Source organism: Ectobacillus sp. OTK, from assembly GCF_059698935.1.
Window position 1 is genome coordinate 834,309 of record NZ_AP048547.1, and the last position, 26,008, is coordinate 860,316.

Consider the following 26,008-nt stretch of genomic DNA (forward strand, 5'->3'; position numbering starts at 1 on the left):
GCAGAGCGGCTGCCCTTTATTTCACGCCAAGACGCCTTACGAGTGCTCCGATTGTTGTTCCCTGAATCAAAAGGGAAAATACAACATTGCTAAACGTCATTGTGAGCAGAAGAGAACGCCCTTCAAACTCAGGGGCCAAGCTTAAAATTAAAGCAATTGATAAAGAGCCCTTTAGACCACCCCATACAATGATGGGTTTCCACACCTTAGGGATGCTGGGTTCAAACATCAAGCTTGCGTACACCGCAATGAAGCGTGCCGCTAATACAATCAAAATGCTTCCAAAAATAAGAGATCCCTTTTCTAAAAAATCAATGTTTGCTACCTCTAAACCGATCATTAAAAAAATAAGGGCGTTAGAGAGAAAGGCGATAACCTCCCAAAATCCGTCCATTCTTTTATGTGTTAAATCCGACATGCCGATTTTTTTACCATACGATCCAAAAATAAGCCCTGCCGTGATGATAGAAATGACGCCGGAAAGATGAAAGATTTCAGCCAATGTAAAGGAGCCGTAAAATAGGACAATGGAGATTCCGATTTCCACAAGATAGGAATCAATTTTGGCGGTGATACGCGAAGCGAGAAAACCGCATATTCCCCCGACGAATACACCTCCGCCCGCTACTTCTATGAACTGAAATCCCGCAACCCCTGCTGTTGACAGAGTAAGAATTGTTGTTACTATGGCAATTTTAAAAAATACAACGGCAACACCATCATTGGCAAGGCTTTCTCCTTCTACAATAATGGATAGCCTTTGATTGAGTCCCATCGATTTAAAAATGCTAAGAACAGAAACAGGATCTGTTGCTGACATTACTGCTCCAAATGTTAGTGCCTGTCTGATAGGGAGGCGTAGTACAAAATAGGAAAGAGCAGCGATAATGAGAAAAGTGAGAAGTGTTCCGAGGAATGCTAGGAGCAGAATTGATTTTTTATTTCGATCAAGTTCATTCAACGGAAGCTTTAAAGCAGCATCTCCTAATAAAGCGGAGAGAAAAATTATGATAATTGTTGTTTGAAATACTTTATCATTGGCTGCATAGCTTTTAGCTTCTGCTAAGGCTTCGATAGGGAGGAGACCAATGAGTAAACCGACGACAACAAGAAGGGTCGGGTATGGCTGCCGCAGTTTTTCAGAAATAAATACAGTGGCGACGGCGATCATGAGAAGAACAATCCAATTATGAATCATGCCAGGGCTCCTTTATTATTTTCACTCTGCCATTATTATGTACGCTCTTTTTTGGGTTATGCTGATTTTCTTTGGACGCTCCCATATAAAACGTAATGGATCTTTCATCTTTTTTTCATTAAAGCTTGTTAGTATAATGAAAAAATGTACGTCTAAAAAGGAGATGTTTTGGATGAATATACTTTTAGCAGAAGATGATGTACGTCTTGGAGAACTCGTTGTTCATATGTTAAAGAAAAAGGGCGGTTATCAAGTAGATTGGGTACAAGAAGGCGGAGATGCTTACGATTACGCATCATCCTCTCATTATGATATATTGATTTTGGATTGGATGATGCCGGGCGGAGATGGTACGGATGTATGTCGCCGCTTGCGCAAGGAGGGCTATTCCGGTGCTATTTTAATGTTAACGGCCAAGGATACAGTAGAGGACCGTGTAGAGGGATTGGATGCAGGTGCTGATGATTATTTAGTAAAGCCTTTTGAGCTTGCTGAGCTGTTGGCAAGGCTTCGGGCGTTAACGCGCCGAGCTTATGTGCCGATTGTAGGTGACTGCGTTTCCATTGGTTCGTTTGAATTAGATCGAACAAATCGGGTGATTCGGCAGGGCGGAGAAGAGACTTTGCTTAGTCCGCGTGAGTTTGGTTTGCTTGATTTGTTGGTGCAGAACAAAGGACAGGTATTGCCGCGTGAGCTTATTTTAGATCGTGTATGGGGATATGATGCTGATGTATCCTTGAAAATTGTAGATGCTACTGTGAAATTGCTGAGAAAAAAGCTCGATGTATTTGGACAGCAGGATGTAATCCAAAGCATCCGCGGGGTGGGATATAAAATTGAAGATTAAAAGCTATTTTCAAAACCTTTTTTCCGCAAAGGACGTATTTTCCCGAACACAAAATCGGCTGACGTTGCTGTACAGCGGGGTACTAGTGCTGTTTCTTGTACTGTTCATTGCGGTGGTGTACGCATTATTATATAACATCGTGTTCACACAGCAGGAAAGACAAATGAGGGAATTAGCAACAAAGGAGCTTTCCGTCATTCAGGATGAATTTATCCAGAACAAGAAATCATCTAGACCTGGTTCAGTGAATGAGGATGTGGTTCTTACGAATGAAAGCCTGTTATTTTATTATGTAGTAGATGAAAACGGAGGGCTCTTAGTCGGGGATGAGGCGATGCGGTGGATGCAGGAGGATTTGCTGCAAACTTTGCAAAACTGGAAGCCGTCTCGAGAGGAAATTCGTTATGCAGATATAAAGACAAAACGCCCGGAAATAGCAAAAGGACGACATATAGAAATTGAGAAAGATCACACGATGCATATTATGATGGTAGGACGTCCTGTGTATTATGAAAATGAAGTCGTCGGGGCACTATATATCGGAAAAGATGTATCAGTGCAACAAAAAATATTTAAATCGGTCATCTTTATCCTTGGTGGAATTGGTCTTTTATTTTTTATTGTTGCTTTAGCTATCAGTCACTTTTTATCGAAACGGACGATGATTCCAATTGCAAATGCTTTTGCAAGACAAAGGGAGTTTGTGGCGGATGCTTCTCATGAATTGCGCACTCCTTTAAGCGTTTTGCTATCATCTATTGATACACTGGAGATGGAGGAAGCAATTGAAGAGGATCCGTTTTCCCGTAATGTTTTAGGGAATATGAAGGACGAAGTAAAACGAATGGCCAACCTAATTGGTGATTTGCTTACGCTGGCACGCTCGGATTCAGGTACACTTGAAGTGCGCCGGGATTCGTTTGAGTTTCGGACACATGCAGAAACAATCGTTCGCTCATTGGAGCCGATTGCCGCTGCTAAAAATATTAGTCTCCAATTCCATGCGTTTTCTGATATCCACCTATATGCAGACTTGGAAAAGCTGAAGCAGCTGCTTTATATTTTGTTAGATAACGCGATTAAATACACGCCAAATAACGGTTTAGTACAGCTAAGCTTATCTACGGAAGGAACGGAGCAAAATAAGATGTTTGTTATGCAAGTACGAGACACAGGCGTGGGCATTCCGCCAGAGGATTGTGAAAAGGTATTTGATCGGTTTTATCGGGTGGATAAATCACGGGCACGACAAATGGGTGGACATGGACTCGGATTATCGATTGCAAAGTGGATTGTGGATGCTCATCAAGGAACGATTCGTGTGACAAGTAAGTTGAATGAGGGAAGTACATTTATCGTTCGACTGCCTGTGAAATAAGAAAAACTCGACAATTATAACACATTGCTATAATCTAAACTCCCTGACAATTAAGTTGGGGAGTTTTTTTTGTATAAAACATTCAAAAGTGTCACTGATAATAGAAAAAAACGATTGTTTATGACAGTTTTCGTGTTTATGTGCTATTTTTCGATAAAATTCGATAAAATTTTTCGTATTTAAATGGTTGTTTTTGAATGTTTGTGATTGCTTTTAGTCGATTTATAGTGTATGATGAAAGCGTAAACAATAAAGCATGCATTGGGGGTGAGGGGATGCTGACAGCAGAAAGACATCGCATCATCCTAGATTTGTTGGAGAAGCAAGAGGTTGTGAAGCTGCAGGAGCTTGTAGATGCGACTTCTTCATCTGAATCAACAATTCGAAGAGACTTAAGTCAGCTTGAAAGCGAAAGGAAGCTCAAACGCGTTCATGGCGGCGCTGCCCTGCTTCAGCAGAAAAGGGAAGAGCCTAGTGTGTCTGAGAAATCCACTAAGAATTTGCAGGAAAAATTAGAGATTGCCAAGCATGCAGCAAGTTTAATTCGAGATGGTGATTGTATCTTTTTAGATGCAGGCACAACAACCTTGCAGATGATTCCTCATATAGAGGCCAAGGATGTGGTTGTCGTTACAAACGGTATCACTCACCTAGAAGCATTGCTGGAGAATAGCATTCCTACTTATTTGACAGGCGGCTTTGTAAAGCAAAGGACACGCGCGTTAGTAGGACGAGGTGCGGTGATGGGGATGGAACAATACAGCTTTGATAAAAGTTTTATTGGTGTGAACGGCATTCATCTTACTTATGGTTATACGACACCAGACCCGGAAGAAGCATTCGTAAAGCGGTTGGCTATTCAGCTTTCCCAGCAGGCTTATGTGTTGGCTGATCATACGAAATGGAACGAAAGCACATTCTCCAAAATTGCAGATTTGCATGAGGCAGCTATAATCACAAATGAATGTGATGAAGAACTGTGGAAACTATATAAAGAGAAAACATTTATAGAGGTTGTGAAAAAATGATTTATACATGTACACTAAATCCTTCCATAGACTATGTTGTCGAACTGGATTCTATCCAGCTGGGAGATTTAAATCGGGCAAACCGTACAGAGCAATATCCAGGTGGGAAAGGAATTAACGTTTCTAGAGTATTAAAGCGCTTAGGCGTTGAAAATACAGCTCTTGGATTTATCGGCGGATTTACTGGCGAGTTCATTCGAGAAGAGTTGGATAAGGAACTAATCAATCATGATTTTGTACAAACGAATGGCAATACACGCATTAATGTGAAGCTGAAGTCTGGAGAGGAAACAGAAATTAACGGACAAGGTCCAACGATTGAAACAGAGCAGATAAATGAGCTGTTACAAAAAGTTCAAGCTATGAACGAAGGAGATATCTTCGTATTAGCGGGAAGCCTTCCTGCTTCTGTTCCAGCAGATTTCTACAAAACATTAGCGGCAGCTGCGAGAGCGCGCGGGGTAAAGATTGTAGCGGATACGAGCGGGCCGGCTTTGCAGGAAATCATCGAAGAAAAACCATTTCTCATGAAGCCGAATCATCATGAATTAGGCGAGCTGTTTGAAACCGCGATCACAAGTAAAGAAGAATCGATTGTATATGCGAAACGGCTTGTAGAATCGGGTATTGAGAATGTGATTGTATCTATGGCGGGAGAAGGTGCACTTCTAATTACCAATGATAAAATTTTATATGCGAATGCGCCAAAAGGAACAGTCAAAAACTCGGTAGGAGCCGGAGATTCTACGATCGGCGGATTTTTAGCAGCATACACCCAAGGAAAAGCTCTTGAGGAATGCTTCCGATATGGTGTAGCAAGCGGCAGCGCTACAGCTTTCTCAAGCGATTTATGTACAAAGGAAGAAGTAGAAAAACTATTACCTGAAGTAACGATTACTCAATTATAGAAGGGGGATTCACATGAAAATTACAGAGCTTTTAACAAGCAGCACAGTAATTTTGAATCTGCAGGCGAAAACGAAAGCAGCAGCAATCGATGAGCTTGTAAACAAGCTTAATGAGGCTGGAAAATTAACAGATAAAGAAAAATTTAAAGAAGCAATCTTAGCGCGTGAAGCACAGAGTACAACAGGAATTGGTGAAGGAATTGCAATTCCTCATGCGAAAACAAGCGCAGTAAAAGTACCAGCAATTGCGTTTGGACGTTCTAAGGAGGGTGTAGATTACGAGGCGTTAGACGGTCAACCGAGCCACTTGTTCTTCATGATCGCTGCTCCAGAAGGCGCAAATAACGCACACTTAGAAACTTTAGCACGTTTGTCCTCTATGCTGATGAATCCGGCGTTCCGCAGCAAAATTGAGAATGCTTCAACTGTAAATGAGGTATTAGCAGCAATTGATGCGCAAGAACGCGATGCAGCAGAAGAAGAAACGGCTTCGACTGGTTCTGGTAAAAAGGTATTAGCTGTAACAGCTTGCCCGACAGGAATTGCTCACACATATATGGCTGCTGATGCTTTAAAAGCAAAAGCAAAAGAAATGGGCATTGATATTAAAGTTGAAACAAACGGTTCCAGCGGCGTGAAAAATGCATTAACAGCACAAGAAATTGCAGAAGCAACTGCTATTATTGTAGCTGCTGATAAGCAAGTTGAAATGGATCGTTTTGATGGCAAGCACGTGATTCAAGTTCCGGTTGCACAAGGTATTCGCAAGCCGCAGGAGTTACTTGAGCGTGCGGTGAAGCAGGATGCTCCTGTTTACAAGAGCAGCGGGTCCAAAGGCGGCGGCGCAGTAAAAACAGAGCGCACAGGCTTCTACAAGCACTTAATGAGCGGTGTATCCAATATGCTTCCGTTCGTTGTAGGCGGCGGTATCTTAATCGCAATCTGCTTTATGTTCGGTATTAAAGCGTTTGATCCAGAGGATCCATCCTTCCATCCATTCGCAAAAGCATTGATGGATATTGGCGGCGGCAGCGCGTTTGCATTAATGATTCCAGTATTAGCCGGCTTTATCGCAATGAGTATTGCAGATCGTCCTGGTTTCGCTCCTGGTATGGTTGGCGGATTTATCGCTGCTAATAATGGTGCAGGTTTCTTAGGCGGATTAATTGCAGGTTTCTTAGCAGGTTATGTAGTCGTTCTATTGAAGAAAGCATTCAGTGGTTTACCACAGTCATTAGAAGGTATTAAACCGGTATTGTTATATCCTTTATTTGGTATATTCATCACTGGTATGGTGATGCTATATGTTATCGTTGATCCAGTAAAAGCATTAAACGAAGGTTTGAAAGCATGGTTGAACGGTCTTGGTACAGGAAACCTAGTATTACTTGGTATTATTCTTGGTGGTATGATGGCTGTTGACATGGGTGGTCCTATCAACAAAGCAGCCTTCACATTCGGTATCGCAATGATCGATGCAGGAAACTATGCTCCGCACGCTGCAATCATGGCTGGCGGTATGGTTCCTCCATTAGGATTGGCTCTTGCTACAACATTCTTCAAACGTAAGTTTACAAAAGCAGAGCGCGAAGCAGGAAAAACAAACTACATCATGGGTGCATCATTTATTACAGAAGGTGCGATTCCATTCGCTGCAGCTGATCCAGGTCGCGTAATCCCTTCCATCATTGTCGGCTCTGCAATTGCAGGTGCGTTAACAATGATGTTCGGTATCGGTCTTCCAGCACCGCACGGCGGCTTGTTCGTTATCGGTGTTGTAAAAGGAAACCCATTCCTATACTTGCTGGCAATCGTAATTGGTTCTATTGTAACAGCATTACTGGTTGGTTTCTTGAAGAAACCAGTAGAAGAGCAAGAATAATAAGAAGAAAAGGCATACCCGTTTTAGGTGTATGCCTTTTTTATTATATTCCGAAAGAAGCCTCCTGCTTCAAGTACGTTACGAGCAGCTCGGCGGTAAGTGGCGGTTGGTTCAATTCCTTATATATACAATGAAGTGAACTGTGTAAAAATGTGAAGGAAAGGGAAGTTTAATTATGTGAGGAATGCTTCACGCAGCTATATATGTACTAAAAGATCATGGGAATTTTAAGTGGAAATCCGATTCATCCTATCCCTGCTTATTGGGTTATGCCCCCTCACGTTCCTTAAGGAAGGGATGTTCTCGGATAAAAGTTGATAAAGGCTGGAGAATGTGATGCAGAAAAAAGAAAAATGTTGTCTATGGGCACTCTCGTCTGTACCTCTTGTCATGACGTTAGGGAATTCTATGCTGATTCCTGTTCTTCCGGTCATTGAAAGAAAGCTTGATATTACAGCGTTTCAGGTTTCGATGATTATTACGGTGTACTCTATCTTTGCTATTTTGCTTATCCCAGTGGCTGGTTATTTGTCGGATCGCTGGGGAAGAAAGAAGGTTATTATTCCCAGTTTACTGCTGGCTGGAATTGGAGGAGCCATTACAGGCTGGGCTGCATGGAAAATTGCAAACCCATACTGGTGGATTCTAGCGGGGCGCATTGTGCAGGGAATCGGTTCAGCCGGTGCTATGCCGGTTGTTATGCCATGTGTCGGCGATATATTCAAGGAGGAAAAAGATGTAAGCTGCGGGTTAGGGATGATTGAGACATCAAACACTTTTGGGAAGGTACTAAGCCCAATTTTAGGATCTGCGCTTGCAACAGTAGTATGGTTTTTGCCGTTTTGGTTCATTCCTATCTTATGCGCTGCAGCTATTTTGTTAATTCTTTTTTTTGTCAAACCGCCTAAACAGGAACAGGAGAAGGTACCAATTAAAGAATTTATCCATACTGTTATGGAAACAATTCGCCAAAAGGAAAGATGGCTCCTCACAATTTTTATATTAGGTGCCATTATCATGTTTGTTTTGTTTGGTGTTCAGTTTTACTTGTCTACATTGTTAGAAGACAAATACCATGTTGCTGGTATTTGGAAAGGTGTTATTCTTGCGATTCCACTTACGGCGCTGTCGTTATGCTCCTATATTACAGGAAAGAAAATTGGCGATCAAAAAAAGACAATGAAGCGCTGTACGTTTATCGGATTTGCCATGCTAGGAGGATCGTTTGTAATCCCGCTGTTTTTCTATAGTATTTATATTCTGATAACTGCGCTCATAATAGCTGGAATTGGGATTGGACTTGCTTTACCAAGCTTAGATGCTATGATTACAGAAGGGATTGAGAAGGAGGAGCGCGGCACTGTTACCTCCTTATACAGCTCAATGAGATTTATTGGAGTTGCAGCTGGTCCCCCTCTATACGCTTTTCTTATGAAAGGTTCGGATTCTAAAATTTTCTATGTATCCGGCTTACTTGGACTAGTTGGGGCAGCTTTGGTGCTCCTATTTATTAAACCAAACGAAAATAAGTCGAGGGAAGGAAAGGCTGGTAGTGTACGTCCTTTACCTGCCAAAGTAAAAAGGCATCCGGTATAAATATGTCTCCTGTTAATTTGAAGAGGGGGATGAAAGAATGACACTGCTCTAAGAGGAGAGCAGTGTTTTTGTCCTTTTCGTTTTATCATGTGGTTTTTTACAAAAATATAAAAAGTTTGTCACACAATATTCACAAAAAATAAAGGGATATGATATATTTAAAATGTTAATAGAAAACAGAACGTTCATTGATGAAATGTAACATGTTGTTGCATATTGATCCTGTTCGTTTCGTTCTCTGTGGCGGGAAGGACATCTGGTATGGTTAAATGCTCAGATCTTACCTCACCATAAAACGGTTCATGGCATATGTGCATGGAATCGTATTTATGGTGGGGTTTTTTATGTGCGCTAGAGCTCCGGGCTGGAAGTAAGCGCTTCGAAATGAGCACGAACTTTTTGTTTTTATATTTTATGTTTTATGTGATGACAGCATCAACGAAGAAAGGGCTATACCATTTCAGAATCTTCAAAACAGAATTCACACTGAATTGAGAGGGGAAATTATGAAAAACCGTTGGCTTATAGCACTATCCGCTATAGCAATTCACTTGTCTATTGGTTCGGCATATGCTTATAGCGTATTCAAAAAGCCTTTGAGTGATACGCTAGGGTGGGATGGAACGAAGGTCTCTCTTGCCTTCACAATTGCAATTGCATTTTTAGGAGCTTCTGCAGCAATTTTTGGCCGCTTTGTAGAGAAGCAAGGTCCAAGAAGGTCTGCAATAGTATCTGCAATTTTATTTAGCTTAGGACAAATTGGATCTGGTTTTGCTGTATCAAAAGGGTCTTTAACTTTATTTCTTATCACATATGGAGTAATTGGCGGTATCGGTTTAGGAATTGGTTATATCTCTCCTGTATCGACCCTTGTGAAATGGTTTCCCGATCGCCGCGGCTTGGCTACTGGAATGGCGGTGTTTGGCTTTGGTGCGGGCGCTTTAGTTACAAGCCCAATCGCTGCTAAATTAATTCAAGGCATAGGAATCTCTAACACATTCTATATCCTAGGCATTAGCTATTTTTTCCTAATGTTTTTAGGGGCTTCTTACATTTCTCGCCCGCCCGAAGGATGGGAACCAAAAGGTATGGCAAGCGGGAGGAGTCATGCGAAGCCTGTAAAGGTAAAGGGGGATTTAGCGCAATTGACTGCGAATGAAGCGGTGAAGACACGACGCTTCTGGTTACTATGGGTTATGATTTTTATCAACATCAGTTCTGGTCTCATGATTATTTCCGTAGCTTCACCAATGGCTCAGGAACTTGCTGGACTGAGCGTGACAGCAGCAGCATCTATGGTTGGTATTATGGGTATGTTTAACGGAGGTGGTCGTATCGGTTGGGCAACAATTTCTGACTATATCGGTCGCCCGGCGGTGTTTACGACGTATTTTGTAATTCAAATTGTTGCATTTTTACTGCTTCCAAATGTATCAAATGCATTTTTATTCCAAGCTCTTATCTTTATTATTGTAACTTGTTACGGCGGTGGATTTTCTGCTCTTCCTGCTTTCATCGGCGATATGTTCGGGACAAAGCAGCTTGGTGCGATTCACGGTTATTTATTGACTGCTTGGTCTATGGCTGGTATCGTAGGTCCAATTACAGTGGCTCAAATTAAAGAGTCTACTGGAAGTTATATTCCGGTATTCTATGTATTTACAGCTCTGCTTGTTGTAGCGTTCATTGTTTCTATCATGATCCGCTTTGATCTGAAGCGCTTACGTGAACAAAAAGCAACTGGGCAAGCGAAGCACGTATCTTAATGCAGAGAAAAAATAGAAAAAGTATTAGGGAGCGTTGCGATCTAATACTTTTTCTTTGTGAAGTGGGGCAAGGCTGCTTTTCGTGATCTGGAGTAAAATGGTTTTTGATAAAATTGCACGAAAAAATTCACAAAAAGTTCAAGAATATGATATATTTAAAATGTATATAACACGAGAGAAGTTCATTGATGCAAGGTAATACAAATTGCTCTTGTATCCTGCTCTTCTGAATAAATATGGCGGGATGGATCGCTAGTATTTTATAAATGCTATGTAATTACCCCACCATAAAACAGCGTATGTTTGCATATAAGCTGTTTTATGGTGGGGCTTTTTTGTTCAGACAGAAAGTATAACATGCAAGGTGTCGCCCGATTCCAACGTCCAAAAGCGTCCTTTATGGTGAAGAACACATGGGAAATTTCCATAAATCCACTTCTTAAAACCGCATGTTTTGTGCGCGGGTTATTTGTCTGCCCTAGCTAGGCGGGGTGCTTGCGCTTTTTTATGATAAGGGAGGGTTATCTTTGAAAGAGATAGTGAAGGTTTCCATTAATGGAACAGCACATGAAATAGAGCAAGGTACAAGAATTTTAGATTACTTGTTAAGTCAGGGTGTAGAGCATCCGCATATTTGCTACTCTGAAGTGTTAGGACCGATACAAACATGCGATACATGTATGTGTGAAATTGACGGTAAAATTATGCGTGCGTGCTCAACACAAGTAGAAGAAGGAATGAATATCTTAACATCTTCAGAGCTTGCTAAAAAGGCTCAATCTGAAGCGATGGATCGCATTTTAGAAAATCACCTTTTATATTGTACAGTATGTGATAATAACAATGGAAATTGCCGCGTTCATAATACGGCTGAGCTGTTAGAAGTAAAGCATCAAGAGCGCCCGTTCCGCGAAAAAGGCTATGAGGTTGATATGTCTCATCCGTTTTACCGATATGACCCTAATCAGTGTATCTTGTGCGGCCGATGTGTAGAAACATGTCAGGACCTACAGGTAAATGAAACGTTGACAATCGACTGGGAGCGTCAAATGCCTCGCGTGATTTGGGATAAAGACACATCTATTAACGAGTCTTCTTGCGTATCCTGTGGTCAGTGTGTAACAGTATGTCCATGTAACGCATTAATGGAAAAATCGATGCTTGGCGAAGCTGGCTTTATGAGCGGAATCGGCGATGAGCTCTTAACACCGATGATTGACTTAGTAAAGAATGTTGAGCCGGATTATACAACAATTTTTGCGCTGTCTGAAGTGGAAGCATCGATGCGTGAAACACGTACAAAGAAAACAAAAACAGTTTGTACATTCTGCGGTGTAGGCTGTACATTTGAAGTATGGACGAAGGATCGTCATATCTTAAAGGTTGAGCCGACAGAAAATTCTCCTGTTAATAGCGTATCGTCCTGTGTAAAAGGAAAATTTGGTTGGGACTTCGTAAACAGTGAGCAACGTTTAACAACACCGTTAATTCGTAAAGGTGATGAGTTTGTTTCTGCAACATGGGATGAGGCGCTTACATTGATTGCAGAGAAGATGAGCGCTATTAAGAAAACATACGGAAGCGATGCACTAGGTTTTGTAAGCTCTTCCAAGACAACGAATGAAGAAGCGTACCTTATGCAAAAGCTTGCTCGCCAAGTATTTGAAACAAACAATGTGGATAACTGTTCTCGTTACTGCCAATCTCCAGCAACGGATGCGCTTCTGGCAACAGTTGGTTACGGCGGTGACTCTGGAACAATCAAGGATATCGCAAACTCTGGTCTTGTTATCATCGTTGGTGCAAACCCAACAGAAGGCCACCCGGTTCTTGCCACTCGCGTGAAACGCGCGCAAAAGCTGCGTGGTCAAAAGCTGATCGTAGCAGACCTTCGTAAGCATGAAATGGCGGAACGCTCTGACTTGTTTTTACATGCAAAGCAAGGTACGGATTTTGTTTGGTTATCAGCAGTTACAAAATATATCATTGACCAGGGCTGGCACGATGAAGAATTTATTAAAGCACGCGTCAACCAATACGAAGAGTATTTGAAGAAATTAGAAATATATACACTTGATTATGCATCTAAAGTAACAGGATTACCGAAGGAGCAAATCATCAAAACGGCAGAAATGATTCGTGATGCAGACGGAACAAGTATCCTTTGGGGTATGGGTGTAACGCAAAACGTTGCGGGTTCTCATACATCTGCAGCTATCTCGAACCTATTGCTTGCAACAGGAAACTACGGACGTACAGGGGCTGGTGCTTACCCGCTTCGCGGACACAACAACGTACAAGGTGCTTGTGACATGGGGACGCTCCCTGGTTCCTTACCTGGTAATCAACGTGTGACAGATGAGGCAGCACGCTCTCGCTTTGAAAAAGCATATGGTGTGAAGATTTCCGATAAGCCAGGGTTTACAAACATCGACATGTTAGAGGCAGTAGAACGCGGTGAACTTAAGGCGATGTACCTAATGGGTGAAGATATGGCATGGGTAGATTCCAATGCAACTCACGTACACGACACATTAAGCAAGCTCGATTTCTTTATTGTCCAAGACGTGTTCTTTACAAAAACAGCACAATTTGCTGACGTGATTTTACCTGCTGCTCCGTCTCTTGAGAAGGATGGTACGTTTACAAACACAGAGCGCCGCATTCAACGCTTGTATCAAGTATTTGAACCGCTTGAGGATTCCAAGCCAGACTGGTGGATTATTCAGGAGGTTGCAAAGCGCATGGGTGCAGCTTGGAATTACAATCACCCGAGTGAGATTATGGCAGAAATTGCAACGCTTGCACCAATTTTTGCAGGTGTAACATATGAGCGATTAGAAGGCTGGAACAGCTTAGTTTGGCCTGTACAGGCAGATGGAACGGATGAGCCGCTTCTATATACAGAGCGTTTTAACTTCCCTGATGGAAAAGCGTGCTTTTCCTTAGTAGAATATGTGCCGCCAATTGAGTATCCGAAGGAGTTTGATCTTGTATTAAACAACGGACGTATGTTAGAGCATTTCCATGAAGGCAATATGACAAACAAATCAAAGGGTATTCAATATAAAGTACCTGAGGTGTTTGTAGAGGTATCACCTGAGCTAGCAGAGGAACGAGGTGTAAAGGATGGGACATTAGTCCGATTAGAATCTCCGTACGGTGCCATTAAGCTTCGCGCACTCGTTACAGACCGCGTGCAAGGAAATGAATTGTATGTGCCAATGCACTCTGTCAGCCATGATAATGCGATTAATATGCTAACGGGAAGTGTTGGAGATGTGCGTACGCAGACACCTGCTTATAAGCAAACGAAGGTGCGCATGGAAATACTTGAAGAAAAAGGGGCGAGACCGCTTCCGATGTACAATCCGCGTTATGCAGTACGCAACCCGCAGCTTGGTGTGCAGGTAGAACGGAAATGGGCACGCGCTGATTATGAGCCAATTGCGGCTGTAAACGTGGCAGGAGGGAAACAATAATGGCGAAACCAATTACAAAAATTGTAAAGCCTGTTGTAACAGAGGAGGAAAAACAGGTACAAGTGCTTGATAGCGTTTTGCAGGAGGCTGCAAAAAATGCTGATGGTCTTCTAGAGGCAATGCATCTTCTTCAGGAATTGCATGATAGCGGTATTCTTGAAGCGCTGAATAGTCTTGTAAAAGCAAAGGCAGATATAGCGGAAATTGCGGTCGGTCAATTAAACCGTCCGCCTGTAACAAATATGTTAAATAACGCAAAGGCAGCAGCTGGAGCATTAACAGCAATCAATCCCGAGATGACACAAAAGCTTATGACGAGCGTAGCGAATGGTTTACAAAAAGCGGAGCAAGGTCTTCAATCAGGTGAGAAAGTTGGTATACTAGACTTGATGAAGGTATTAAAGGATCCTGATATAAACCGCGCAATTGGCTTCGGATTGAATCTTTTAAAAGGTATCGGTGAAGGGTTAAAGGAATAGTTGAGAAAGGAAATCCATTTGTCCCTTGTCGGACGAATGGGTTTCCTTGCTTAACGACAGCTGCTTCTAAAGAAAGGAGAGGGAGACGATGGCGAAAAATCTAGAGCACCAATTCAGCATGCTCGTTAGGGAAGTGCGAAAGGAGTTTGTTGGAAACGGTCCGAAGGAAATTAGCACCCGTTTTGTTGGCAACTGGGCTATTAGCGAGATGAAGGGAAATCTGACGAATGTTGAAAAATTCATGATCAGCTCGGAACAGGGGAAGCAGATGGTACATGAAGCTCGTACAAAGATGGTCAAGCAAATTTATAAAAGAACTGAGGTAGTAGACAAATTTGAAGCATTAATGGGGTCAAAGGTACTGCGGATGTTTTCTGACATTAATATCGATGAAGACATCGCTATGACGGTATTCGTGTTCGATCAGCCGATTGAGTCAAAAGGAAAATAGATAGGCAAGGGAGAAGAGAGCCGTGGATCAGAAAATGCAAGTTGCCAATCAAGTATTACGTTATGAAAACGGAACGGTTCAATTTATAGAGGACTTTATTGTAACGGAATATCCAATTACGATTATCTTAAATGAACAGGAATTTGCGACGCTAGTTTGTAGTCCAGAGCACATTGAGGAGCTTGTCGTCGGCTTTTTAGCATCAGAAGGTATCATTAGCTGTTATGAGGATATAAAAGAGCTGCAGGTGATTGAAACGACGGGAAAAGCATTTGTAACTACGCATCGAATGAATAAGCTAAATGAGATGTTTCATTCTAAGCGATATGTTACGTCCTGCTGCGGAAAAAGCCGCCAAAGCTTTTATTTTCACAATGATGCAAGAACGGTGAAGCCAATTAAGAAGACAGATACAAGGATTTCTGTTGAAGATTGCTTTCGTCTGGTGGAAATGATGCAGAAGTCATCAACTATTTTTCAGAATACAGGCGGCGTTCATAATGCTGTCTTATGCGATAGCAATGGGATCATTGTGGCAAGAACAGATATCGGTCGGCATAATGCGCTCGATAAAATATACGGCTATTGTTTAGAAACCTCTATCTCGTTAGAAGATAAGGTTATTGTATTTAGCGGGCGCATTTCCTCTGAAGTACTGCTGAAGGTAGCAAAAATTAAGTGTGGTATTGTGCTTTCCAAATCCGCACCAACTGAGCTAGCGCTGCGTTTAGCGGAAGATCTGGGCATTACCACTGTTGGCTTCATTCGCAATCAAGCTTTAAATATCTATACAAATCCAGAGCGGATTATAACGCCGCAATTCAATGGATAGAGTACACCGCTTTGTATGATAGAGCGGTGTTTTTCGTGCAAATTTAGGAAGTCTTGGGAACGAAGTGTAAGTGCAATTACGCCTTTGTCTTCACCTAACGGCTCGCTAATCGGCAGGTTTTCTTTATATGTATCATTGGTGAAAAATACTTCTCTTTTGCACTCTGTATTTATCAATTGTTTATAAATAATTATAATAGAAGAAATACGACCAAAGGCAGGGGGATTTGCTTCCTTGGATGGTCGTGAACAAGAGCTTATTATAAGCTTAAAAAAATAGATATGGAGCTAGAGTGAAGCTTATGAAACATCAGTTTTGGGAACCTATTTTTTTATCGATGCAAATTGCAGCCATTGCAGCTGTAATTGTTGTAATAGCGGGAACATATATAGGAAGAAAGATGGCACGGGTTCATTTTCGGGGGAAAATACTGTTGGAAACATTTTTCCTTAGTCCGATGGTACTGCCCCCTACTGTCGTCGGTTTTTTTCTCATTATCATTTTTGGAAAGAACAGTCCTGTTGGCAGAGGGGTAGAGATTGTATTTGGTCACCCTATTATGTTTACATGGTGGGCAGCAGTGATTGCTTCTATTATCGTAGCATTTCCTCTCATGTATCAATCTGCAAAGGCAGGTTTCTCTTTGCGATATGTGACAATAGAGGAAGCGGCGCAGGATTTAGGAGCGAGCGATTGGGATGTATTTTGGCATGTGACGCTGCCTATGGCATTTCCATCCTTGTTGGGCGGGGCGATTTTGAGCTTTGTTCGTGCATTGGGGGAATTCGGAGCTACTCTTATGTTCGCTGGAAATATTCCCGGCAAAACACAAACCATCCCAACAGCCATTTATATGGCAATTGATGCAGGAAATATGAAATTGGCATGGGCGTGGGTTGCCGCGACCGTCGTTTTGTCTGTATGCTTCCTTGTGCTATCTCAAAAAATTAGTGAGAAAATGAGTATATAAAACAGCACTGCTTCATAGATAAAAGCAGTGCTGTCTGTTATTGCGGCATCGGTGTTGGGGTTGGCTTTGCATATCCTTCTTTATATTTTGTATCGATATAATTGCGAATCTCTACTGTTGACCGTCCTTTTTGTTTTAAGGAAGCGGATTCTAGGGCAATTTCCATGCAATTTACACATGTTGTCGCATGCGAATCCCATACAATTTCTCCTGTTTCTCTTATTTCTCGAATAAAGCAGTTTTTATTGCTTTCGTGTCCAACACTATCTCCGCAGCCGCAATAGCATGGGATCCAGCTTAGGAGTTCATGGTTTTGAGCGGCAATACGATAGATTTGCTGCACCTGCTCTGGCTGCGAAGAAAGAAAGGATGGAAGTGTATCAGCATTCTTTGTTATTTCCGTTATATCGCCGATGGTTCCATGGGCATGGGTATGTTCAGTTGCTTCTTTTTTTTCCTGAGATTCTTCTTTCACGCCGCAGCTGCTTAGGGATAGAGAAGCAGTGAGTAGCAATGGGAGATATAATCGCTTTTTCATATGCACGCTCCTAACAAATAGTTTTAATTCCTCCACATCGTATATGTTGTGTATGTGAACCCTTTTCCGCAGGTATTTCTGTTTTGATGGCTATTTCTATTGTAACAAGATTTTTAGTATTTTTCATAAGAAAGAAAGACAATTGCTTTATGAAAGAATTTTAAATGGTTGTGGAGATTATTAATTTTTTTAATATTCAATATATTTAGCGAAATCCTGCTTTTTGTTTTCACTGTACTTTCATTATATTCTGCTAGAGTTTGATATGTTGAGAGATAAGCAGTTAGGAAAGTGGGAGAAGGACATATGAACAGACTAACGAGTTGGCCTATTTATGTTCTTGCAGTTGCAATTCTTTTTGTTACATATGCGTCTGCTGCGTATTATTTCGGTTTTTCTGATAGTACGGTTGCCGTTACGGAAAATACGGATGAGAAGGAGCGTGAACAAAAGGAGGAGGAGCAACAGGTTGCAGATAAAGAGATTACTAATAAGATAGAGGTTGATTCTACTATACAGGTGGAAGAGGAGAAGGCTGTATCGCAGAAGGAGATAGTATTATTACAGAATGTTCCATTTATTCAACAAATGCCTGAACTAGCGCGCGGCTGTGAAGTCACAAGCTTGGCCATGCTGCTGCAGTTTGCGGGAGTCAATGTTGATAAAATGACCTTAGCAACAGAAATTGCAAAGGTTCCATTTCTAAAAAACGGTGTACGTGGAAATCCGAATGACGGGTTTGTAGGAAACATATATACATTCTCCGAGCATGGGTATGGAGTGTATCATGCCCCTATCGCGAATTTAGCAGAGCGATATTTGCCGGGGAGAATAAAGGATTTAAGCGGAATGAGCATGGAAAGTGTATATGAAGCACTACAAGCCGGTACTCCGGTATTAGTAATTACGAACTCCACTTTTAGACCATTAAATGAGAGTGAGTTCCACACATGGCAAACCGCTTCAGGGCCTATTCAAATTACATATCGTGAGCATAGTGTGTTAGTTACTGGCTACGATAAAGACTATATATATATGAATGACCCGCTTGCAGAACAGGCAAGTACAAAGGTACCGAAAGCAGAATTTGAAGCTGCTTGGGTGCAAATGGGAAGTCAGGCTGTGACATATACCCATCTGTAACCTAGGAAATAATATTTCTAACAAGAGCTGCTTCGTCTATCCAAGACGGAGCAGCTCTTGTTTTGTAATTTCCCCGTCATGAACTTGATTCGGGATCTTCTTTTGGAAAATGATAAAATATTATGAATACGGTTTACATGGGAAGAGATACATATTATAATAACTTGGGATCATTTGATAATAATTATCATTTTCATAGAATATAAGAGGTGTTTATCATGAAAAGACCGTGGAAAGTCATGTCTACTTTTTCTGTAGCTGCTGTTCTTCTTATCGCAGCAGGCTGCACGCAAAGATCGGCAGTAAAGGAAGAAGAGAAAAGCAGCGGATATAAGGCTCCTGTCACAGATTATACATTTAATACAGCAGGTAATATGTTTGCATATGCGGAATTTGAATTATCAGGGGAGCCATTGGCTGAATCCCTCGGTCTTGATCTTGATTTGTTGGACGCCAAAAAAGTAAACAAGCCTACAGAGTTTGATTATATCGCCGGAATCGAGTCGTACGAATATTCAGAAGAAGCAATGTATGAAGTGGTAGAGAAATCCGGGCTTGGCCTTCATCTTCTTAACGGACCTGTTGTAGAGAAAATGGCAAAGGAGGCAGAAAAACAAAGTCCAGCGTTATTAGAGGAGCGATTTTATACATTAGCTGATAGTGTCGGCTATCCAAAGGAAGAAATTTTCCGTAATATGTATCCGACATTTATTGAGTATAGCAGCGGAGATCCGCATTATACACAAAAGGTTGATACATCCGTGTATGCAAAAAATGAAGATAAGACGTATGTTCCAGTGTATCAAGTGGACTTCAAAACATTGCGCTGGGACCGAGAGAAAATGAGCAAGGCATTGACGCCATCTGCTTATGGAGGAGCATTTCTTAAACAAGCGCTTTGGGCAGGGGATTTCTTGGGCGGCTTCCATACAGTCGATAAGGATGAGGAGCTAGAGGCTACATCCTCTACACAGGACAGCGATCCAAATGTTCGCCTTGGTGTTAGTTCGGCTGATGGTTTTCAGGGAGTTGTTTTAACGGAAGAAATTTGGAATAAGCTAGCATATATTCGTGACGGCCTATTTTATAATTCAGCTACGAAGCAGCTGACGAGCGGCACTGGAAGCAAGTACAATCCTTCGGAAGGACTTGTATATTTGCCTCATGAAATAAAGGTGACAGAAGAGGGAGCAGAGGCGGCGAAGGCTTCTAAGCTTGAAGTGACGGATGCACGGAGCTTGCTTCGCGATCAATGGCTTATGCTATGGCCATCTTCTGAATTCTACGGTATGACAGATCAGAGGCCAGAAAACAGCGCGGTAAATCCAGCGTTTCGTGCTGCGTTTGATGGTGCTCCATTTGCGGCTGCTGCGAAGGAAAATATCGATAGTACAAGCACGAATGATGTAAAGGCGTATGATCCGTACTCTGTAAACCGCGATGTACTGCTGCAGGTCTTTAAAAATCTAGAAGCAATGCATTTTAATAAAGAAATCGGAGCGTTTGTCAGCTCACATGACGGTGTAAAGCAAGGTAATTATATTGATACGTTTGACGCAGGGTATACACTAGAAGCATTACGCATTTTTGAGCGTGCGATTGATGGGTTACCAGTTGGCTATGCAAGCGGGGAGGATGCAAAGGGGCTGCAAACCGAAGAAGGAAAGCTTGCGCTAGAAATGATGAAAAAACAAGCAGACTTTATGATTACAAATATGATGACAAAATCCGGATTGATTGCGAACGGCTTTACAATCGGTAAAGGGCAGGATGAGAAGGCTGCAACGCTTGAGGCTCAGCTTGGTGCGATTCGCGGGCTAACGGCTGTATATTTAGCAACGAAGGATGAGAAATACCGTGAGGCAGCACGTAATCTATACAATGCTGTTGATACGCAAATGTGGAACAAGGATCTCCATGTGTATGAAACAACAAAAGGAGAAATGAAGTATACACCGTTTACAGCTGGCGGTCTATCAGCAACGCTTCGACTTGCATTATTGAACTTAGGTAATGAGGAAAGCGATAAAGAGCAGTACCCTTCCCTGGAAAAGGATACAGTTATTTCTCGCTATGTTGATTTTTATAATAAGGTAATTGATGGTCCATCACTCAAGGAAGGGATGCAAGCAAGCGAATTTTGGGATACAGGAGACTTCTATAAAGAAGGCGACAAAAGCGGAAATACAGACGGTGATACGGTTCCGCAAGTACAAGCGGGACACGGCAAATATGGGATTGCTCCGGTGCTTGTGAATGTAGAAATAACAAAATAATGAAAAGAAGGGTTGAGTCATGAAGAAACTCTTTCTTTTCCTGCTGACGCTCCTTTGTATAGGAGCGTTTGCAGGTTGTAGCGCGGCTGCATCAAAAGATAAGATTATAAGAGATACGGCAGTTCACAGCGATAATATTATTACGAGTAAGGACGGAAAGTGGGCGTACATTGCAAACATTGATGTAAACACTGTTTCAATCGTGAATACTGCATCTAAGAAGGTAGAAAAGGAAATTAAAGTCGGTCAAGAACCGCGTCAGCTCACATTAAGTCCGGACGAGGCATATGTATATGTATCATGCATGTATGATAATCGAATTGATGTGATTTCTTTAAAAGAGAACAAGGTCGTAAGTCGTATTAAGACAGAACAGGAGCCATTTGGGCTTGTAACAAGCCAAGATGGAACGCAATTGTATGTAGCTAATTTTCGCTCGGGGACAGTTTCCGTTATTGATATTGGAAAGAAAAAGCAAACTGCTTCCATTAAAATAGGAGATCGACCTAGAACATTAGCACTCACTGCGGATGGTGCAAAATTATATGTACCGCACTATTTGGATGGAACAATCAGTGTTGTAGATACAAAAACAAACAAGGTGCAAAAAACGATTGCACTTGTAGCTTCACCTGATAAAGAGGACCGAAAAAAAAGCCAGGGGATTCCAAATACAATTGAGCAGTTTGTAATTGCGCCTGACGGGAAAACAGCCTGGGTTTTGCATTTGTTAACAAATACAGATACGGTGATTCAGTTTGAAGAAACGATTTTCCCTGCTGTTTCGGTAATTGATGTAGAGAAGGACGAAGAAATCGTCGATCAGCGAAAGGAGCTGTTTGACGAGATTAATGTGAAGGATAATCAAAACAATACGATGATTGTATCCAATCCTTATGATGTCACATTCAATTCAAAGGGTACGAAAGCATTCGTTGTTATGTCAGGAAGCGAAGATGTTGTCGTATTTGATCTTGCGCGCGGAGGAAAGGCTTCACAGATTGTAAGACGTATTCCCGGAGATAACCCGCGAGGACTTGTACTTTTGAAGGAAAGCGGAGAACTTCTTGTCCATAATGCGATGAGTCATGATATAGCTGTTTTGCAAATCAATGATGAATCGTCTTATGCGAAGGTAAAAATCACGGATACAAAGATAAAATTAATTGCAAAGGATTCGCTTTCCTCACTTGTGAGAGAAGGAAAAACAATCTTTTATAGCGCAAATAGCGATGAGTTTGCCGGTGAAATTACTGGGAACAATTGGATGAGCTGCGCATCATGCCATAGTGACGGTGATATCAATTCGTTAACACTTATGACCGCAAAGGGACCGCGTAACGTGCCGAGCAATATTTTGACAACAAAAACTGGCCTATTCATGTGGGATGGCTCGCGAGACGATTTTACAGATTACATTCATACAGTACAGGATGAGATGGGCGGTATGATGAATGTTGATCCAAGTAAGCCGATTCAGTCGAACGTACAGCATATGTACGATGCGCTGCTCGCCTATTTAAATGAACCAACCTCATTTCCTGTTCCGAAAAGTCCTTATCGTAACGAGAAAGGAGAACTTACTTCAACGGCTAAGCAAGGGGAAGAGCTGTTTCAAGGGAAAGCCAATTGCCTAAGCTGCCATGGAGGGGAGTATTTTACATCGAGTACTCAGGCAGTTGATGCAAAGGGAGCTTTAACGACAAGCAATACGCAATTTTTATATAATATTGGTACTGCCAATCCATTGGATAAAGATTCGAATGGAGATGCAAGAGCCAATTATACAAATCCGCGTTCAGCCGGGCAATTTGATCCGCCAACCTTAAGGGGAGTATGGGCGACGGCACCGTACTTGCATGATGGAAGCGCGAAAACGATTGAGGAAGCGATTGAACAGCACCAATATCCAGAGCAGGATACGCTATCCACGCAGGAAATAGAGGCTATTGCTGTGTATGTTAAGTCAATTGAATAAGCGGGTAAGAAAAGCGGACATGGTCCGCCTTGATCCTGAAGGAGATAGTTCTCCGCTCATTGAGGCGCTTTTTGCCTGTGGGGGCAGAGGTCCTTCCCTGCAGCAAGCAGGCCATGGGAGCTAGATATTATACTTTCTTACCTTAATTAAATAAGCCCTGAGCAAATGTACAAATTGCTCAAGGCTTATTTTTGCAACATATAAAAAGAATTTGGTTCCGGTGTACTGCTTAACCTTTACCGCTTGCTTAATACTGATGCTTCTACGGCTTTAGAACCATCATATATATGCTGCGCCACAAGAGACGCCTCTACTACGTATCGTTTTGATGTATAACCGATATATCTAAACGGATAGCATGTCGTAATGGTAAGCGAAGCCTTTGGTTTTGGTACAATAACGGTTTTATCGTTTCGATCGGTGATTCGCATATCTGTGACGCGGTACGTAAAGATGCCAGCGCTTGTTTGGATAATAAAATCATCGCCTTTTTGTATTTCGTCCAAGCGGCGAAATACGCTGTCATTATGCCCGGACAGTACACAGTTATCGGCTTGACCGGGCAGAACACTTTTTATATAATGTCCAACTCCTTTTCGCAGCTCTTGTTTATCCGTCCCCTCGTAAATCGGTAAACTCATATGCAGAGTTGGAATATCCAATGTTCCAAAAGCTTCTCCCTTTGCTGGAACTGTTAGATAGACAGGAAGAGACTGGGGAGAAGGCACTGTTTGCACCTGTATTTGTTTATAATGAGATTGCGTGTTACCCTTTGTGAATTGTTGTCCGTTCGTATATAAGAGATATCCCCCAATGGTACAAAGCATAATGCCAAGAATGAAGGAAGCTGTTCTTCTCATCTTTTTACAACAAGCCCCTTATACAAGAAGAAGCTTCCGAAGGCTGCCAATGCAGCTCCGAATAGAGCATATAGTGCATAGTTACCGGCTGTATCAGGCATTTGTCCTCCGTTTTCTGTTTGGTCTTGTTCAGCTAAAATATCAAGGAGATCCAAATCCAATTCATTTACAAAGGCGTACTCATCTACAGACGTGTTATATTTACGGAGCAGGTCATCAATCTCCTCTTTCGTATAGCCATACTTATCAAAAAGAGCTTGTAATGCTTGATCATCCGTTATGCGCGGTCCGAGGTAGGCTGCAAGGTCATCAAGAGAGTTGAATGAGTCTAATGTTTTTGTTCCGCGGGATGCGCGTTCTATGTACATGTCCATTATATCTCTTGTCCATCCGATATCCTCTAAATAAATACTGAGTTCCTCCTCTGGAACAGCTGCATGTGATACAAGTGGTGTAACAAAGCTGAAAACGAAGACAACAAAAAGCGAAGCAATAAATGGTTTCAACAATGTTTTTTCCTCCTATTTCTTTTATATACACGCCTTTATTGTTTGCCAAATAGTTCCGAACATACGAGGTAAATGAGAAAAATTAGAAGGTGTTCCGAAGAAAACCAAAATAGGATTTAAAAATATAATCTTTTGAAGGATAATCCAAAAGAATTAATTATTTTTCATTGTAAATTTATTATAGGAACGTTAGAATCAAAAAATGTGGAGCTAAGTATTGCGGAAAAAGGGTGAGAATTTGGTGAACAAGAAAAAGATTTTAATCATGTATGTAACTTTAAGCATTATTTGGCTATATGTGACAGATTCTTTACTCGAGATCTATATAGATACCTTTAACATTGTGCTATGGCAACGGCTAAAAGGGATAATATACATCCTCTTAGTAGGCTGCTTTATATATTATTTATTAAAAAAGGACGAGAAGCTTCAATATGTTAAGCAAGAGGAGCAAAGATTATCCACACTGATTAACGCCATGGTTGACTTTGTTAACTTTAAGGATGGAGAAGGAAGATGGATTCAGGCAAATGAATTTGGCTTGAAGCTGTTCCAGCTAGAACATGTAGATTACCGAGGGAAGAAGGATTCCGAGCTCGCTGAGTATACATCGTTTTATAAAGAAGCTTTGAACTATTGTGAAATATCGGATGAAGAAACTTGGCAAGCAGGTGAGCTGACGCATTGTGAAGAGGTCCTTCCTATGCCGGACGGTACATTTAAAGTTTTCCATACAATCAAAGTTCCTTTATTTTTTGAGGATGGCAGCCGTAAGGGTTTGGTTGTAATCGGTCGAGATATTACGGAGCGGAAGGAAGCGAGGAAGAAGTTAGAAGAAAGTGAGCAGCGTTATAAATCTTTGTTTGAATATAATCCAGATCTTGTATATATGATTGATTTGAAAGGTAATATTACGAATTTAAACCCGGTATTTGAAGAAATCATAGGATATAAAGCTGAGGATGTTATTGGAAAACCTATTTTTTCGTTTATCTCTGATAAGGATAAAGAAAGAGTGACTGATGAGTTTTCCCGAATTATTACAACGGGGGTAAGCAGTAAAGGTAAAGAATTGGAGATCGTGCGGAAGGACGGCGTAAAAATGATGTTTGAATGCACGTCCGTTCCGATTATTATTGATAACGAGGTTGTTGGTGTTACTGGGTATGCCAAGGATGTTACAAAAATAAAAGAAACAGAGGAAAGACTGCGACGAGCGGAAAAGCTTTCCGTAGTCGGCGAGTTAGCCGCGAGTGTTGCTCATGAAATTCGCAATCCGCTTACTTCATTGAAAGGCTTTGTACAGCTTTTACAAACAGGAAACTCTGAGCATACGCATTATTACAGCATTATGCTAAATGAGCTGGACAGGATTAACCATATTGTTGGTGAGCTGCTCGTTTTAGCAAAACCGCAAACATTACATTTCAAGCAGGATAACATTGTATCTATTGTAGAGGATGTAAAAGCGCTTCTTGAATCACAGACCAACCTATATAGTGCAGAAATTGACATCGAAGCTGAACAAGATCTTCCTCTTATTGAATGTGAATCAAACCAGTTGAAGCAGTTGTTTATTAATCTTATCAAAAATTCGGTAGAAGCCGGAGCAACAAAAATCCAAGTTACTATGAGCCAAACGGAAGAGAACATGGTGCTTGTACGGGTGAAGGACAATGGATGCGGAATTCCAGAGCAGCGAATTAAGCATCTCGGTGAGCCATTTTTTTCTTATAAGGAAAAAGGAACCGGTCTCGGATTGACTGTGAGCTATCGAATTGTAGAGTCTCATAAAGGGAAAATTGTATTTAAAAGTGAAGTGAATAAAGGGACAGAAGTAGAAATTTTGCTTCCGATTTATATAAATCCGGCTATTGTTTCATAGAC

General features: G+C 41.6%; 20 protein-coding genes. 16 read left to right on the plus strand and 4 right to left on the minus strand.

Annotation, left to right across the window (positions count from 1 at the left end):
• Window positions 1–16: 16 nt before the first annotated feature.
• Entirely contained in the window at window positions 17–1,198 is a 1,182-nt protein-coding gene (locus tag AC6HZ4_RS04165; RefSeq protein WP_497493779.1) for a cation:proton antiporter, read from the minus strand.
• Window positions 1,199–1,370: 172 nt separating this feature from the next.
• Here AC6HZ4_RS04165 and AC6HZ4_RS04170 point away from each other — a divergent pair, with 172 nt between their 5' ends.
• The 12 genes from AC6HZ4_RS04170 to modB all read left to right on the plus strand — a co-directional run bounded on the left by AC6HZ4_RS04170 (window position 1,371) and on the right by modB (window position 16,817).
• Window positions 1,371–2,045 carry a response regulator transcription factor gene (locus AC6HZ4_RS04170; RefSeq protein WP_497493780.1) on the plus strand — a complete coding sequence of 225 codons (675 nt, stop codon included), beginning with the start codon at window positions 1,371–1,373 and terminating at the stop codon, window positions 2,043–2,045.
• On the plus strand, window positions 2,035–3,423 hold the full coding sequence (locus AC6HZ4_RS04175; RefSeq protein WP_497493781.1) for a sensor histidine kinase: 1,389 nt from the start codon (window positions 2,035–2,037) through the stop codon (window positions 3,421–3,423). Before AC6HZ4_RS04170 ends, AC6HZ4_RS04175 begins: the two co-directional genes overlap by 11 nt.
• Window positions 3,424–3,698: 275 nt before the next feature.
• On the plus strand, window positions 3,699–4,451 hold the full coding sequence (locus AC6HZ4_RS04180) for a DeoR/GlpR family DNA-binding transcription regulator (RefSeq protein WP_497493782.1): 753 nt from the start codon (window positions 3,699–3,701) through the stop codon (window positions 4,449–4,451).
• On the plus strand, window positions 4,448–5,359 hold the full coding sequence (gene pfkB, locus AC6HZ4_RS04185) for a 1-phosphofructokinase (protein ID WP_497493783.1): 912 nt from the start codon (window positions 4,448–4,450) through the stop codon (window positions 5,357–5,359). Before AC6HZ4_RS04180 ends, pfkB begins: the two co-directional genes overlap by 4 nt.
• 13 nt (window positions 5,360–5,372) lie before the next feature.
• A complete protein-coding gene (locus AC6HZ4_RS04190) occupies window positions 5,373–7,241 on the plus strand; it encodes a PTS fructose transporter subunit IIABC (RefSeq protein ID WP_497493784.1) in 1,869 nt (622 codons plus the stop codon).
• Window positions 7,242–7,577: 336 nt separating this feature from the next.
• Entirely contained in the window at window positions 7,578–8,837 is a 1,260-nt protein-coding gene (gene bcbE, locus AC6HZ4_RS04195; RefSeq protein ID WP_497493785.1) for a bacillibactin exporter BcbE, read from the plus strand.
• A gap of 506 nt (window positions 8,838–9,343) precedes the next feature.
• A complete protein-coding gene (locus tag AC6HZ4_RS04200) occupies window positions 9,344–10,603 on the plus strand; it encodes an L-lactate MFS transporter (RefSeq protein WP_497493786.1) in 1,260 nt (419 codons plus the stop codon).
• 527 nt (window positions 10,604–11,130) lie between these two features.
• Window positions 11,131–14,085: a formate dehydrogenase subunit alpha gene (gene fdhF, locus AC6HZ4_RS04205; protein ID WP_497493787.1), complete on the plus strand. Its 2,955-nt coding sequence runs from the start codon at window positions 11,131–11,133 to the stop codon at window positions 14,083–14,085.
• On the plus strand, window positions 14,085–14,564 hold the full coding sequence (locus tag AC6HZ4_RS04210; RefSeq protein WP_497493788.1) for a helical membrane plugin domain-containing protein: 480 nt from the start codon (window positions 14,085–14,087) through the stop codon (window positions 14,562–14,564). The genes fdhF and AC6HZ4_RS04210 overlap by 1 nt, the downstream gene beginning before the upstream one ends.
• Before the next feature lie 88 nt (window positions 14,565–14,652).
• A complete protein-coding gene (locus AC6HZ4_RS04215; RefSeq protein WP_497493789.1) occupies window positions 14,653–15,015 on the plus strand; it encodes a Na-translocating system protein MpsC family protein in 363 nt (120 codons plus the stop codon).
• Window positions 15,016–15,049: 34 nt separating this feature from the next.
• Window positions 15,050–15,847 (plus strand): formate dehydrogenase accessory sulfurtransferase FdhD, encoded by a 798-nt coding sequence (gene fdhD, locus AC6HZ4_RS04220; RefSeq protein ID WP_497495594.1) that lies wholly within the window; start codon window positions 15,050–15,052, stop codon window positions 15,845–15,847.
• Window positions 15,848–16,148: 301 nt separating this feature from the next.
• Window positions 16,149–16,817 carry a molybdate ABC transporter permease subunit gene (modB, locus tag AC6HZ4_RS04225; RefSeq protein ID WP_497493790.1) on the plus strand — a complete coding sequence of 223 codons (669 nt, stop codon included), beginning with the start codon at window positions 16,149–16,151 and terminating at the stop codon, window positions 16,815–16,817.
• A 37-nt stretch (window positions 16,818–16,854) separates the two neighbouring features.
• Here modB and AC6HZ4_RS04230 read toward each other — a convergent pair whose 3' ends face one another.
• Entirely contained in the window at window positions 16,855–17,355 is a 501-nt protein-coding gene (locus tag AC6HZ4_RS04230) for a PCYCGC motif-containing (lipo)protein (RefSeq protein WP_497493791.1), read from the minus strand.
• A 306-nt stretch (window positions 17,356–17,661) separates the two neighbouring features.
• On the opposite strand from AC6HZ4_RS04230, the gene AC6HZ4_RS04235 reads away from it, so the two are divergent.
• From AC6HZ4_RS04235 to AC6HZ4_RS04245, 3 genes are all read left to right on the plus strand, one after another.
• Window positions 17,662–18,498 (plus strand): C39 family peptidase, encoded by an 837-nt coding sequence (locus tag AC6HZ4_RS04235; RefSeq protein WP_497493792.1) that lies wholly within the window; start codon window positions 17,662–17,664, stop codon window positions 18,496–18,498.
• Window positions 18,499–18,716: 218 nt separating this feature from the next.
• Complete coding sequence (locus tag AC6HZ4_RS04240) at window positions 18,717–20,774, plus strand: hypothetical protein (RefSeq protein WP_497493793.1); 2,058 nt, start codon at window positions 18,717–18,719, stop codon at window positions 20,772–20,774.
• A 19-nt stretch (window positions 20,775–20,793) separates the two neighbouring features.
• Window positions 20,794–22,752 (plus strand): beta-propeller fold lactonase family protein, encoded by a 1,959-nt coding sequence (locus tag AC6HZ4_RS04245; protein WP_497493794.1) that lies wholly within the window; start codon window positions 20,794–20,796, stop codon window positions 22,750–22,752.
• 236 nt (window positions 22,753–22,988) lie between these two features.
• Here AC6HZ4_RS04245 and srtD read toward each other — a convergent pair whose 3' ends face one another.
• Both srtD and AC6HZ4_RS04255 read right to left on the minus strand, forming a co-directional pair.
• Window positions 22,989–23,612 (minus strand): class D sortase, LPxTATN-specific, encoded by a 624-nt coding sequence (srtD, locus tag AC6HZ4_RS04250; protein ID WP_497493795.1) that lies wholly within the window; start codon window positions 23,610–23,612, stop codon window positions 22,989–22,991.
• Window positions 23,609–24,121: a processed acidic surface protein gene (locus tag AC6HZ4_RS04255; protein WP_497493796.1), complete on the minus strand. Its 513-nt coding sequence runs from the start codon at window positions 24,119–24,121 to the stop codon at window positions 23,609–23,611. Before AC6HZ4_RS04255 ends, srtD begins: the two co-directional genes overlap by 4 nt.
• A 241-nt stretch (window positions 24,122–24,362) precedes the next feature.
• Here AC6HZ4_RS04255 and AC6HZ4_RS04260 point away from each other — a divergent pair, with 241 nt between their 5' ends.
• Window positions 24,363–26,006, plus strand: a complete 1,644-nt coding sequence (locus tag AC6HZ4_RS04260; RefSeq protein ID WP_497493797.1) for a PAS domain-containing sensor histidine kinase — start codon at window positions 24,363–24,365, stop codon at window positions 26,004–26,006.
• Window positions 26,007–26,008: the final 2 nt, after the last annotated feature.